Origin of the sequence: Pseudomonas sp. IT-347P, assembly GCF_949768005.1 — a bacterium.
Lineage (GTDB): Bacteria > Pseudomonadota > Gammaproteobacteria > Pseudomonadales > Pseudomonadaceae > Aquipseudomonas.
The window spans coordinates 109539-122596 of the sequence record NZ_CATKPQ010000060.1; the positions used below are offsets into that span (position 1 = coordinate 109539).

At 60.7% G+C, this 13058-nt stretch carries 9 protein-coding genes; 5 read left to right on the forward strand and 4 right to left on the reverse strand.

Going from position 1 to position 13058, the window contains the following annotated elements:
* Nucleotides 1–19: 19 nt before the first annotated feature.
* Together ACM6IV_RS27500 and ACM6IV_RS27505 are read right to left on the reverse strand one after the other, a co-directional pair.
* Nucleotides 20–454: an NUDIX hydrolase gene (locus ACM6IV_RS27500; protein ID WP_414872485.1), complete on the reverse strand. Its 435-nt coding sequence runs from the start codon at nt 452–454 to the stop codon at nt 20–22.
* A 67-nt stretch (nt 455–521) separates the two neighbouring features.
* On the reverse strand, nt 522–1883 hold the full coding sequence (locus ACM6IV_RS27505; protein ID WP_414872486.1) for an HD domain-containing phosphohydrolase: 1362 nt from the start codon (nt 1881–1883) through the stop codon (nt 522–524).
* A 249-nt stretch (nt 1884–2132) separates the two neighbouring features.
* Between ACM6IV_RS27505 and ACM6IV_RS27510 the strand changes: the two genes are divergently transcribed.
* From ACM6IV_RS27510 to ACM6IV_RS27530, 5 genes are read left to right on the forward strand one after another with little or no spacing between them, the layout of a single operon-like run.
* Nucleotides 2133–4391, forward strand: coding sequence for an EAL domain-containing protein (locus ACM6IV_RS27510; protein ID WP_414872590.1), 2259 nt, complete (start codon nt 2133–2135; stop codon nt 4389–4391).
* Nucleotides 4388–6271 carry a putative bifunctional diguanylate cyclase/phosphodiesterase gene (locus tag ACM6IV_RS27515; RefSeq protein ID WP_414872487.1) on the forward strand — a complete coding sequence of 628 codons (1884 nt, stop codon included), beginning with the start codon at nt 4388–4390 and terminating at the stop codon, nt 6269–6271. Before ACM6IV_RS27510 ends, ACM6IV_RS27515 begins: the two co-directional genes overlap by 4 nt.
* 31 nt (nt 6272–6302) lie before the next feature.
* Nucleotides 6303–7259 carry a cytochrome-c peroxidase gene (locus ACM6IV_RS27520; protein WP_414872488.1) on the forward strand — a complete coding sequence of 319 codons (957 nt, stop codon included), beginning with the start codon at nt 6303–6305 and terminating at the stop codon, nt 7257–7259.
* Entirely contained in the window at nt 7252–9066 is a 1815-nt protein-coding gene (locus ACM6IV_RS27525) for a DAHL domain-containing protein (RefSeq protein ID WP_414872489.1), read from the forward strand. The genes ACM6IV_RS27520 and ACM6IV_RS27525 overlap by 8 nt, the downstream gene beginning before the upstream one ends.
* Entirely contained in the window at nt 9063–10466 is a 1404-nt protein-coding gene (locus ACM6IV_RS27530) for an ATP-binding protein (RefSeq protein WP_414872490.1), read from the forward strand. Before ACM6IV_RS27525 ends, ACM6IV_RS27530 begins: the two co-directional genes overlap by 4 nt.
* 7 nt (nt 10467–10473) lie before the next feature.
* Here ACM6IV_RS27530 and ACM6IV_RS27535 read toward each other — a convergent pair whose 3' ends face one another.
* On the reverse strand, nt 10474–11799 hold the full coding sequence (locus ACM6IV_RS27535; protein ID WP_414872491.1) for an APC family permease: 1326 nt from the start codon (nt 11797–11799) through the stop codon (nt 10474–10476).
* A gap of 348 nt (nt 11800–12147) precedes the next feature.
* Nucleotides 12148–12969 (reverse strand): carbon-nitrogen hydrolase family protein, encoded by an 822-nt coding sequence (locus tag ACM6IV_RS27540; RefSeq protein WP_414872492.1) that lies wholly within the window; start codon nt 12967–12969, stop codon nt 12148–12150.
* Nucleotides 12970–13058 lie beyond the last annotated feature (89 nt).

The following is a 13058-nucleotide window of genomic DNA, read 5'->3' on the forward strand; positions in this document are numbered from 1 at the left end:
AAGTCCCTTGCGTGGATGATCAGGCGATTGCGCTCACCGAATTGCGATAAAACGGCAGGATCAGGTCGCGTGTCAATGGCGCCAGAACGACAGCAGGATCAGTGGCCGGATCGATCCAGAGCACTTCTTCGATTTCCGCCGCCGGCGTGACGTCGGCGTTGATGGTCAGCTGAAAGATTTCGGCCTGAACGACAAACCCCGGCTCGTTGGCGGCCGGCGCCGAGAACTGGCCGAGAAAAGCTGCCTGCGCCGGATCGATCTGCAGACCCAGCTCCTCTTCCAGCTCGCGGGCCAGCGCATGCACCGGCAACTCATGCGCCTCGATCTTGCCACCCGGTTGCATGAACGCCGCGGTGCCGCGCTTGCGCACCAGCAGGGTCTGGCCTGCGGGATTGAGCAACAGCGCGGCGGCGATACGGATGAGGTGTGTCGGAGCAACAGATGCAAAAGTCATGGGGCAGCCATCAGCCTTGGAAAACCACAAGGATCCCATGCCCGCGCCTCTGTCGTCACCTCGCCAATCATTCCCCCAGCGCCTTGAGCGTGGCTTCAACGTCTTCCGGCACCTTGACGAAAATCGTGTACTTGGCGCCCTCCATGGCTTCGAAAGCGATCAGCTTCTCCACCAGCAGCGCGCTGAGCACTTTGCCGGCGTTGAGCAGCAGCATGCCGTTATCGGCATTGAGATTGCGCGCCAGAATCATCCCCGCCGCCAGATCCCGGGTGGACAGCACCTTGACTGACGGGTCGGCCAGCGTCACGTCGCGAAGGAACGCTGCACACACCTGAATGAAGTCTTCAACCAGATCAGGGTCGTACAAACGCCCGGCGTACTGGCGCAGGTACAGCAGTGCTTCGTCGCTGTTCATCTGCCGTTCGAGGATCAGACCCCGCTGCAACTCGACGAAATCCACCGCCAGTTTCAACAGGCGTGAACCGAACGGAATGCTCTCGCCCTTGAGCCGGTCGGGAAACCCGCTGCCATCCCAGCGCTCCTGGTGGTGCAGGATCAGACGCGCCGCATCTTTCATCGGGTCGAGCGTCATGAGCAACGATTCGCTCTGCTTCGGATAACTGCGATAGCGCTCGCGTTCGGTATGGCGCAGCAGATCCGAGGGCGTGGTCATCATCGCGTCGGTCCAGCTCAGCTTGCCGATGTTGTACAGCGCCGCAGCCATGGTCAGATCACGGCTGGTGGCCTCGTCCAGGCCGTGTTGTTTGCAGTAGCTGCGCACCAGTTCGATGATCTGCCGGTTGGTCTGCTTGGCCGGTGGCAAGCGCAGATTGGCCAGCAACGAAAACACTTCGGTACCGGTGACATAGCTGTGTTTGAGTTCTTCGTACGCCAGATCGAGCATGTCGGCGGTCTGCTGCAGTTCGGCGGTGCGCGCCGCAACATGCTTTTCCAACGTACTGTTGAGCAATTTGAGCTGGTCGTTCTGCACCCGGGTCAAGCGCTCCAGCCGCTGGCGCTCCTGCTCGGAATGCTGGTGTTCGAGGGACTGGCGCAGGATCAGCAGCAGCTCTTCGTCATTCCACGGTTTGCTGATGTAACGGTGAATCTGCCCGTCATTGATGGCTTTGATGATCGCCGCCGGGTCGGCATAGCCGGTAAGCATGATCCGCGCAGTCGCCGGATAACGTTCACGGACATGCGCCAGTAACGACGCCCCGTCCATGCCCGGCATGCGCGCATCGCTCATCACCAGGTTTACCGGCTGCTGCGCGAGGATCTCCAGCGCCTGGGCACCGCTGGTGGCCAGCAGCACCTCGCAGGGCTGGCCGCGTAACAGGCGGCGCAGGCTATTGAGGATCGACTCTTCGTCATCGACCAGCAGCACCGTGGGTCGATGCGTCGGCATCGGGGCGGATTGCTCTTCCATGGCATGGCCTCAAGCGAAAACAGGGTTAACGGCACACCGACCAGACACCTGGCGGGTGCGCGCCTGCGTCCAAGGCTAGATGATTTTTGCCGGCCTTCACGCAAATCTTCGTAAAGGCCTGAAAGCGCAGTACCGAGGAGCCGACTATGCTGAGTACAACGCAGCACTCCAGCGGCTCTGGAACTGGCAATGGCGAAGGATAAGGATGCCCAGGATGACAACCGCATGCCTCCCCGTGGCAGGCACGACATGAACCCGCCAACCGCGCACATCAATCGTCGTGTGCTGATCGTCGACGACAATCCGGCGATTCATGGCGATTTTGCCAAGATTCTCAGCCCGGTCATCCCGAGCGACGAGGGTCTGGGTGAAACCGAGAATCTGTTGTTCGGCACCCCGTCGGTCAGGCCATCCCAGCATTTCGAACTCGATTCGGCCTTCCAGGGCCGCGAAGCGCTCGACAAACTCGAAGCCGCGCTGGCAGAAAACCGCCCTTACGCCATGGCATTCATCGACATGCGCATGCCACCGGGCTGGGATGGCCTGGAAACCATCGAGCGGCTGTGGCAAGCCGACCCCAAGTTGCAAGTCGCGCTGTGCACGGCCTATTCCGATTATTCCTGGGAAGACATCGACCGGCGTCTGGCGCTGACTGACCGCTTGCTGATTCTGAAAAAACCCTTCGACGCCATCGAGATCCGGCAGATGGCCAGCGCCCTCACGGTCAAATGGCAAATGACCGAAGACGCCGACCTGAAGATGAACCTGCTGGAAAATGCAGTGCAGGAGCGCACCCGCGAGCTGTCCGACGCCAACATCATTGTGCAGAACAGCCCGACCATCCTGTACCGCTTGCGCGGTGATCCCTCCTTTTCCCTGATGTACATCTCCCACAACATCACCCGTTACGGCCATGTCGCTGCCGATCTGGTCGGTTCGCCCGACTGGGCGCAGGTACTGATTCATCCGGACGATCACGCCTGTGTCGATGCGGCCATGGCCCGCGTGCTGGATCGGCATGCATCGGGCGCTTCCATCGAATTTCGCATGCGCACCGGCCAGGGCACCTGGCGCTGGGTGGAGAACCGCTACATCCCGGTGCGCGATCATGACGGCCGACTGCTGGAGGTCGAAGGCATCATCCTCGACATCACCGAGCGTCGCCAGGCCGAGGACAAACTGGCCTTGCTCGCCCGCTCCGATGGCCTGACGGGGCTGGCCAATCGCGCCACACTGATCGAACGCCTGCATCAGGCGTTCGCGGCGGCGCGACGCGGCGCCATGCCGTTTGCGGTGTTCTATCTGGATCTGGACCACTTCAAGCGGATCAATGACACCTTGGGCCATCCGGTGGGCGATCTGCTGTTGCAGGAAGTCGCCCGGCGCATCAAGTCCGGCGTGCGGGAAAACGACGTGGTGGCGCGTCTGGGGGGTGACGAATTCGCAATCCTGCAACTGGACGTCAGTGACCCGACCCAATCCGCCGCGATGGCGGCCAATATCCGCGACACGCTGCTGGCGCCGTACCAGTTGGCCGGCAACGCGCTGCATATCTCGGTGAGCATCGGCATCAGCAGTTACAGCGATCTCAGCCTCGATGCCGACAGCCTCCTCGGGCAGGCCGATATGGCGCTGTACCGCGCCAAGGAAATGGGCCGCAACCAGTATCACTTCCACTCCGAGGAAATTTCTCGGGAAGTGGCCGAACGCATGACCCTGATCAGCGAATTGATGACGGCCCTTGAGAGCCACGAACTGATGTTGCGTTATGCGCCGGAAGTTGACCTGCACACTGGCACGATTCTGGGCATGGAGGCGCAGATTCTTTGGCAGCATCCACGTCTCGGTCTGCTGCCGGCATCCGACTTCGTGCCGATCGCGGAGAAAACCGGCGCGATCATTCCGCTCGGGCGCTGGGTGCTGGATCACGCCTGCCAGCAGATGCATCGGTGGCGTAATGAAGGGGTCGCACCGCCGGTGATGGCAATCAAACTGTCACTGGCGCAACTCAAGAGTGGTCCGGAGCTGATCTACGACGTGCTGCGCACCACCGCCCGCTGGGAACTCGCTCCGTGGGATCTGCGCTTTGATGTCACCGAGGCCACGCTGGCCCAAACCAAATGGACGCGCAACGATGCGTTGCCACGCCTGCGTGAACTGGGCGTGACCATCGCCATCGATGACTTCGGCACCGAATACTCCTCGTTCGACTACCTCAAGACCTACCGGGTCAATCACCTCAAACTCGCCCAGAGTTTCGTTGACAGTGCCAGCCACGATGCGGCCGGCGCCAACGCCCTGCGTGCCATCGTCAACTTCGCCCGGGACCTGGACATCGGCATTATCGCTGAAGGCCAACCGTCGCCTGACCTGCCACGCGCGTCATCCGCCACAGCCCCGCTGCCCAGCGCCCGGGGCCGCTACTTCAGCACCGCGGTCAGCGCCGAGCAGGCCGGGCATTTGCTCAAGGACAGTTGCCGTCTGGCGCCCAAGCAGGACGAGGCATGAAAACGCCTTTCCCCCAGACCAACCGGCGCATTCTGATCATCGACGACACGCCGGCGATCCATGAGGACTTTCGCAAGATCCTCGCGCCACAGGTTGCGGACACCGGCGATCTGCAACAGCTGGAACAGGCGCTGTTCGGCACCCACCAGGCGCCGCACCTGAACTACCAGCTCGACTCCGCTTATCAGGGCCAGGAAGCGCTGGCGTTGGTCAAACGGGCGCTCGCCAGTGGCGCGCCCTATGCCCTCGCCTTTATCGACATGCGCATGCCGCCCGGTTGGGATGGCCTGGAAACCATCGAGCAACTGTGGCAGGTCGATCCGAACCTGCAAATCGCCTTGTGCACGGCGTACAGCGATTACAGCTGGGAGGCGATGGCCGAACGGCTGGAATTCGGCGACCAGTTGCTGATCCTGAAAAAGCCGTTCGACAGTCTGGAAATCCGTCAGATGGCCAATGCCCTGACCTGGAAATGGCAACTGGCCCAGGACGCAGCGTTGAAGATGCTCAGCCTCGAGCGGACCATCGAGGCGCGGGTTCACGAACTGCTCAAGGTTTCGCACCTGCTGCAATACGACAGCCTCACGGAACTGCCCAACAGCACCCTGCTCGGTGACCGCCTGAGTCAGGCCATGGCGGTGTGCCGCCGGCATGACAAACAACTGGTAGTGATGTTTCTCGGTCTGGATCGCTTCAAGCGCATCAACAATGCACTGGGCCATCCGGCGGGCGACGAGATGCTCAAGCGCACCGCCCGGCAACTGTTGTCCTGCGTGCGTGATTCGGACTCGGTGTTTCGCTACGGCTCCGATGAGTTCGTGGTGATCCTCGGCGACATCCACCATCCTCAGCAAACCCACGGCGTCGCGGCAAAACTCCTCGCCGCCATTCGCCAGCCGCAGACGATTGCCGGCCATGACGTCAGCGTTACCGCCAGCCTGGGCATCAGCGTCTACCCCGATGACGGCCTCGAAGCCACCGAGCTGATCAAGAAAGCCGAAACTGCGATGCGCAACGTCAAGGAACAGGGGCCCGACAACATTGGTTTCTTTATCGAGGCGATGAACCAGCTCGCGCGGGAACAGCACGGCATCGAGTCAGGTATTCGTCGCGCCCTGCAGAATCACGAATTCGTTGTGCACTATCAGCCGAAAATCGACCTGCGCACCGCCAAAGTGGTGGGTGCCGAAGCGCTGGTGCGCTGGCAGAAACCGGGGCATGGCTGGGTCTATCCATCGGACTTCATCCCGGTGGCCGAGGACAGTGGTCTGATCGTGCCGTTGAGCAAATGGGTATTGGCTGAGGCCTGTCGGCAGACCCGCGTCTGGCAACTGGCCGGACTGCCGCCGATCCGCATGTCGGTCAACACCTCGCCGATCGATTTTCGCCAGCGTGACTTCGTCGCCGGCATTGAGCGCGCACTGGAACAGACAGGTCTGGCCCCCGAATGGCTGGAGCTGGAAATCACCGAAGGCGTCCTGATGCAAAATGTCGAGGCGACGATGATGGCGCTCAATCGCCTCAAGGCGCTGGGCACGCGTCTGGCCATCGACGATTTTGGCACCGGCTATTCCAGCCTGAGTTATTTGAGGCGCTTTCCCATCGATGTGCTGAAGATCGATCAATCGTTCATTCGCAACCTGTGCAACGACCGCAGCGATGCTGCGCTGGTGAGCGCGATCATCAACCTGGGCAAGAGCCTGGCGCTGGACGTCATCGCCGAGGGCATCGAAACCGCTGAACAACTGGCCTTTCTCAAGGCCCATCACTGCGAAGAAGGCCAGGGCTACTTTTTCAGCGAAGCCCTGCCCGCAGACGCATTTGCGCGGTTGCTGGCCGGTACGGAGCCCGCGCCGTGGACGATCGGACCCACACTGTGAAACCGGCCTTGAGTCAGGGAGACGATTGCCAATGAAGCTTTTCCACCACGCCATGGCGCTGCTGCTGTGCGGACTGTGTGCCGGGACCCGCGCCGAGCCGCTGGACGAACCGCTCAAACCGTTGCCCGAGGCGCCGCAGCAGGATGCCCGGCACGTGGAACTCGGTCGGCGGTTATTCCACGAGCCGCAGTTATCGATCAACAACACGCTGTCCTGCGCCAGCTGTCACCAACTGGACAACAACGGTGCCGACAGTCGAGCCTTGTCCCTTGGCTTCGACGGCAAACCGGTGGCCTTCAACACGCCGACCGTGTTCAACGCTGCCCTCAACTTTCGCCAGTTCTGGGATGGCCGCTTCGAAACGCTGGAGGAACAAAGCAACGTCGTTATCACCAGTCCTCATGAAATGGGCAGCGACTGGAACACGGTCATCGAGCGGCTTGGCCAAAACCCCGACTATCACCGCGACTTCGCCGCCATCTTCCCGGACGGTGTGACCAGGGCCAATGTCCAGCAGGCGCTGGCCAGCTTCGAACGTACCCTGCTGACGCCCGGTTCACGTTTCGATCAATACCTGCTGGGCAACACCGACATCCTCACCCTGGAGGAAAAGTACGGTTACCAGCGCTTCAAGGAATACGGCTGCATTGCCTGCCATCAAGGGGTGAACATCGGCGGCAACATGTTCCAGAAATTCGGCGTGTTCGGCGATTACATTGCCGATCGCGGCAACCCGACCCTGGCCGATCAGGGTCGCTTCAATGTCACCGGTGACGAAGCGGACCGGGCCGTGTTCAAGGTGCCGAGCCTGCGCAATGTCGCGATCACCGCACCGTACTTTCACGACGGTTCGGCGCCCACCCTGGAACGGGCGGTAGACGTGATGTTCCAGTACCAGTTGGGGCGCATGCCGAGTGCAGAGGACAAACGACTGATCATTCTGTTTCTCACCACCCTCACCGGCCAACGGGCGGTACGCCATGATTAACATCTCCCGTCGGCGCAGTCTGTTGCTGCTCACGCTGGTCGCCCTGGGGCTGGCCTCGATTCTGCTGTTCCTGTACTTCAAGTCCAGTTCCAACCAGACCATGACCTACACCGAATCCCGGGACTTGATCCGGCAGATCAAACAGCAGAATTCACAGTGGGAAAACGAGATCCTCAAGGCCCGGGTGGCACTGACCCACAACTACGATCCGCTGGTGTCGCCGATGAACGAAATGAACCGGCTCTGGGCGCGCTTCGACGCGATAGAGTCCGGACACGGGCGCAAAGACTCGGCGCAATGGAACGAAGCTCACGAGAGCTTCCGGCAGGCGATGCAGGAAAAGACCCGTCTGGTCGAACAGTTCAAATCGCACAACGCGCTGCTGCGCAACTCCCTGGCCTTTTTGCCCACCGCTGAAGACGACATCCAGCAGCAACTGGGCAATCTGTCGGACTTCGATAAATTGCAGCTGCAAAACATCACCACCGATACCTACGACTTGCTGCTCAGCGCCCTGGAGTTCGCTCAGGTCACCTCCGACGACCGGGCCGCCGACATCGAACTCGGCCTGAGCAAACTGAAGGTGAACGCGCAACGCCTGCCATCGGCGTTCGAAATCCCGATCAAAGTCATGAGCAGCCATATCTCGCTGATTGCCCGCGAGCAGCCGCTGGTCAATCAGTTGCTCGCCAACATCGAAAGGATTCCCGTGGCCGACAGTCTGGACACCATTACCACCATGCTCGATCGCGATCAGCAGCGCGCCGATCAGGTCGACCGGCAATACCACTTCTATTTGTTGCTGTTTTCAGTGCTGTTGATGTTGTCGCTGGTGTGGCTGGCCATCCGCCTGATCGGCAGCTTCGCCGAAATCAACCGGGTCAACAGCGCCCTGCAAACGGCCAACGATGCGCTGGAACAACGGGTCGAAGAGCGCACCCGGGAACTCAGGGATGCGCAGAGTGAACTGCTCGACGCAGCCCGTCAGGCCGGCATGGCGGAAATCGCCACCAATGTGCTGCACAACGTCGGCAACGTCCTCAACAGCGTGAACATCTCCAGCGACCTGATCACGCGCAAGCTGCGCAGCAGCAAGGCGCAGGGCCTGGGCAAGGCCATGCAACTGATCAACGAGCATCCGCATGACCTCGGCGCCTTCCTCAGCGAAGACGCCAAGGGCAAATTGCTCCCCGGTTACCTCAACCAGTTGGTGGGTGCCATTGCCCTGGAACAACAGGAAATGGTCGACGAATTGAACCAGATGAATAAAAGCGTCGATCACATCAAGGACATCGTCGCCACCCAGCAATCCTATGCCGGCGCCAACAGCATGACCGAGCCACTGTTCATCAACGAGTTACTGGAAGACGCGTTGCGCATGAACGCCGGGGCGCTGACCCGGCACCACGTCACCGTGGTCAGGGAATACGCCGAGGTGCCGCAGGTGATGGGCGACAAACACCGCTTGTTGCTGATCCTGATCAACCTGATCAGCAACGCCAAGTACGCCATGTCCGACCTCAGCAACCGTCCCCGCACCATGACCCTGGCGGTCAGGATCGTCGATGACAACTTCCTTGAAATCAGCGTCAAGGACGACGGCGAAGGTATCGCGCCGGAAAACATGACGCGGATCTTTGCCCACGGTTTCACCACCCGCAAGGAAGGCCACGGCTTCGGTCTGCACAGTTGCGCCCTGGCCGCCATCGAGATGAACGGGCACCTTACCGCGCACAGCGACGGACCGGGCAAGGGTGCCTTGTTCACCTTGCAGATCCCCCTGATCAGCGTCACGGAGAACGCATGAGCGAACTGTCCAACCGCCGCATTCTGCTGATCGACGACATGCCGTCGATCCATGAAGACTTTCGCAAGATCCTCGCGCCGCCAGCGGCGCAGTCAGTGGAACTGGACGAGATGGAAGCGGCATTGTTTGGCGCTCAGGTTCGCCCTGAACGCCCGCCCTTCGAGCTGGACTCGGCCTACGGCGGCGAAGAAGGCCTGGGCAAACTGGTGCAGGCCCTGGCGGAACAACGCCCCTACGCATTGGCCTTCGTCGACATGCGCATGCCCGATGGCTGGGATGGCGCGAAAACCATTGAACATCTGTGGCAAAAGGATCCGCAGTTGCAGGTGGTGGTCTGCACCGCCTACTCGGATTATTCCTGGGATGAACTGCTGGACCGCCTGCAGGCGCATGACCGCTTGCTGATTCTGAAGAAACCGTTCGACAACATCGAAGTGCAGCAGATGGCCAACACGCTGTTGACCAAATGGCAGATGACCGAGCGGGCGTCATTGCAGATGCATCATCTGGAACATCTGGTCGACCAGCGCACCGCGCAGTTCAGGCAGGCCAGCGAAGCACTGCAACGGGAAATCGACGAGCGCAAACAGCTGGAAAGTCAGTTGGTACAGTCGGAAAAACTCGCTTCACTGGGCCAAATGGCGGCCGGCGTGGCCCATGAAATCAATAACCCGATCGGCTTCATCTCCTCCAACCTCGGCACGCTGGACGGCTACTTCAAACAATTGTTGAGCCTGCTCGATGCCTGCCAGATGCTTGGACGCACGCCAGACAGCGACTCCGTGGCCCGGCTCGAGCAGTTGCGCAAAGACGCCGATCTGGATTTTCTCCTCGAAGACATTCCGGTGCTGATCCGCGAATCCAAGGAAGGCATCGGCCGGGTCGGGCAGATCGTCAAGGACCTGAAGGATTTCTCCCGGGTCGATACCAATCAGCAATGGCAGTGGGCCAATCTGCAACAAGGCATTGAGTCGACCCTGAACATCGTCGCCAGCGAACTGAAGTACAAGGCTGATCTGATCAAGGAGTATCAGCCACTGCCGGATATCGAGTGTCTGCCGTCACAAATCAATCAGGTGATCATGAACCTGGTGGTCAATGCGGCGCAGGCCATGGGCCCCGAGCGCGGCACCATTACCTTGCGTACCGGGCAACAGCAAGATAACGCCTGGGTGGAAGTCGCGGACACCGGCGCGGGGATTGCGCCGGACATCCTGCAGAAAATCTTCGATCCGTTCTTCACCACCAAACCGGTCGGTCAGGGCACGGGGCTTGGCCTGTCCCTGTCCTACGGCATCGTCAAAAAGCATGGCGGAGAGATTTCGGTACGCAGCGAACCGGGCGTGGGCACGACCTTTCGCGTCGAGTTGCCGATGCGCCAGAGTCGGCCCGCGGCCTGATGGCGTCTCAGGTGGTTTCCTGAAAATCCATCTCCGGCGGCTGGCGGCGGAAGCCGCCGGTGAGTACCGCCAGATACACCACGCCAATCGCCAGCCAGCTCAAGCCCAGATACACCGCCAGATGATCAAGGCTGACCATCAGCCACAAATCCGCGACCAGCCCAATGAACGGGAAGAGCAGAAACAGCAGCAATTCGCGCGGGCCTTTTTTCTCGCCGCCGATCCAGTAATGGAAGATCACCGACAAATTGACCAGGCTGAACGCCAGGAATGCGCCGAAGTTGATGAACGAGGTCGAGGTGGTCACGTCGAGTTTCAGCGCCAGCAACGCCACCACGGCGCACAGCAGGATGCTGTTGACCGGTGTGCCGAAGCGCGCGTGCAAGGTGCCGAAGAACGACTTCGGCAACACCCCGTCGCGGCCCATGGCGAACAGCAGTCGCGAGCCGCTGGCCTGCGCCGACAGCCCCGAGGCGAACTGGCCGACAATCAGACCGATCAGAAAGATCGAGACAAACAGATCACCACCGATATTGCGCGCGATTTCGTAGGCGGCCGAGTCGACGCTGGCGAACTGCAACGACGGATGGGCGATCTGCACGAAGTATGAAACGCCGACGAAGATCAGTCCGCCAATCAGAGTGATCAACATGATCGCCCGTGGGATGGTACGGCGGGGGTCGCGGGTTTCTTCAGTCAAGGTGCTGACCGCATCGAAGCCAAGGAACGAATAGCAGGCGATCGCCGCACCGCTCATGATCAGTGGCATCTGCATCTCGCCATTGAAGAACGGCTTGATCGACCACAACGGCGTGCTCGCATCGCCACCGACGTAGTGCACGCACAGCGCGACGAAGGCGATCAGCACAAGGAACTGCACCAGCATCAGCAAGGCGTTGATGCCGTTGGCCAGTTTCAGGCCGATGATGTTGATTGCGCTGGTGATGCCGATGAAGGCCAGCACCCAGATCCATTGCGGGATCGACGGGAATGCCGACGCCAGATAGGCCGCGCCGATCAGCCAGATCGCCATGGGTAGAAACAGGTAATCGAGCAGCACTGCCCAACCGGCGATGAAGCCGAGTTTCGGGCTGATCGCCTTGCGCACGTAGCTGTAAGCGGAACCGGCCACCGGGAACGCGGCGGCCATGCGCCCGTAACTCATCGCCGTGAAGAACATCGCCACCAGCGCCGCCAGATACGCAGCGGGCACCATGCCGGCGGTGGATTGGGCGAGGATGCCGAAGGTGCCGAGGACAATGATCGGCGTCATGTAGGCGATGCCGAACAGCACCACCGACCCTAACGAAAGGGTGCGTTGCAAACGAGCCATGGGCGACTTACTCCGAATATTATTGGATTTATGGCAGAGCCGGATTCGGCGAATGTTTTCGGGTTGGTTTTGTTGTTCTGGTGTTGCTTGAATGCCTGGTTCGACTTGAAATCTTTTCCCCCTCACCCCAGCCCTCTCCCCCAGGGGGTAGAGGGGGAAAGGGAGCCGATCTCCATGGGTTTCAAACCCTGAGTTCGACTTGAACTCGTAGACTCAAATCCTGAGTTCGACTTGAGCTCGCAGCTTCAAATCCTGAGTACGATTCGGTATTTCAGGTCGGCGTACCTCGAACAATCAGCTCGGTCAGTCCCCTCTCCCTCTGGGAGAGGGTCAGGGTGAGGGCATCGGTCAACGGCGTGGAATCAACAATTCACGAACACCATCGCTCCGCTCCACCACCTCCCCCGGCAACTTCAAGCGCTGATCATCCAGATAGCGGTAATCCCTGCGCGCAATCTCCAACTGAGCGAAATCCAGCTCAACGCTGAACTGCCCTTCCTCACGCCCCGCTTCGAACAGCAACGTACCCAGCGGATCGACCAGGGCACTGCCACCGGCAAACACCAGACCGTCATCCCCCGCCTCGACACGGTTGACCATCAACGCAAAGGCCTGATTCTCCTGCGCCCGGGCCATGATCGCGGTGCGATGCGTCGGCGCGTAGGGGTCCATGTTGCCGTTGGTCACGATCAACAGTTCGGCGCCGAGTTGCGCCAACGCACGGGCCGACTCGGGGAATTCGATGTCGTAGCAAATCAACAGGCCGACGCGCACGCCGTTCCATTCGCACGTGGCGTAGCGGTCGCCAGCCTCGAATACGCCGCGATCCGACGCCCACAAATGGGTCTTGCGGTATTTCAGAGCGATGCCTTCAGGGGTGATCAGCAGCGTGGTGTTGTAGAAACGACCGTTGTCGTTCTCGGCCATGCCGATGACCACAGCAATATTGCGTGCGCGCGCGGCGGCCAGCACGGCGCTGACGGTCGGGCCGTCGAGCGGTTCGGCGGTTTGCGCGACAGTCGCGGCCGTCGGGAAGCCCATCAGGTGGGTTTCCGGAAACACGATCAATTGCGTGTCGGCCGCGCACGCGGCAATCGCTGCCAGTGCGCGTTCGAGGTTGTAGGCCGTGGCATTGTCACGGCCCGCCAATTGGGCGAGTTCGACTTTCATGGGCATTCCTTGTAATGAGCAGCGGGCGCTGAAAGATTGCCCGGTGGCTGTCTGTGGGCCAGTATGCGCAGCAAGCAGCCGGTCAGGGA

Coding starts and splice junctions, on each gene's coding strand:
- ACM6IV_RS27530 (WP_414872490.1), top strand. CDS start 9,063: ATGAGCGAACTGTCCAACCGCCGCATTCTGCTGATCGACGACATGCCG.
- ACM6IV_RS27520 (WP_414872488.1), top strand. CDS start 6,303: ATGAAGCTTTTCCACCACGCCATGGCGCTGCTGCTGTGCGGACTGTGT.
- ACM6IV_RS27500 (WP_414872485.1), bottom strand. CDS start 454: ATGACTTTTGCATCTGTTGCTCCGACACACCTCATCCGTATCGCCGCC.
- ACM6IV_RS27510 (WP_414872590.1), top strand. CDS start 2,133: ATGAACCCGCCAACCGCGCACATCAATCGTCGTGTGCTGATCGTCGAC.
- ACM6IV_RS27535 (WP_414872491.1), bottom strand. CDS start 11,799: ATGGCTCGTTTGCAACGCACCCTTTCGTTAGGGTCGGTGGTGCTGTTC.
- ACM6IV_RS27505 (WP_414872486.1), bottom strand. CDS start 1,883: ATGGAAGAGCAATCCGCCCCGATGCCGACGCATCGACCCACGGTGCTG.
- ACM6IV_RS27525 (WP_414872489.1), top strand. CDS start 7,252: ATGATTAACATCTCCCGTCGGCGCAGTCTGTTGCTGCTCACGCTGGTC.
- ACM6IV_RS27515 (WP_414872487.1), top strand. CDS start 4,388: ATGAAAACGCCTTTCCCCCAGACCAACCGGCGCATTCTGATCATCGAC.
- ACM6IV_RS27540 (WP_414872492.1), bottom strand. CDS start 12,969: ATGAAAGTCGAACTCGCCCAATTGGCGGGCCGTGACAATGCCACGGCC.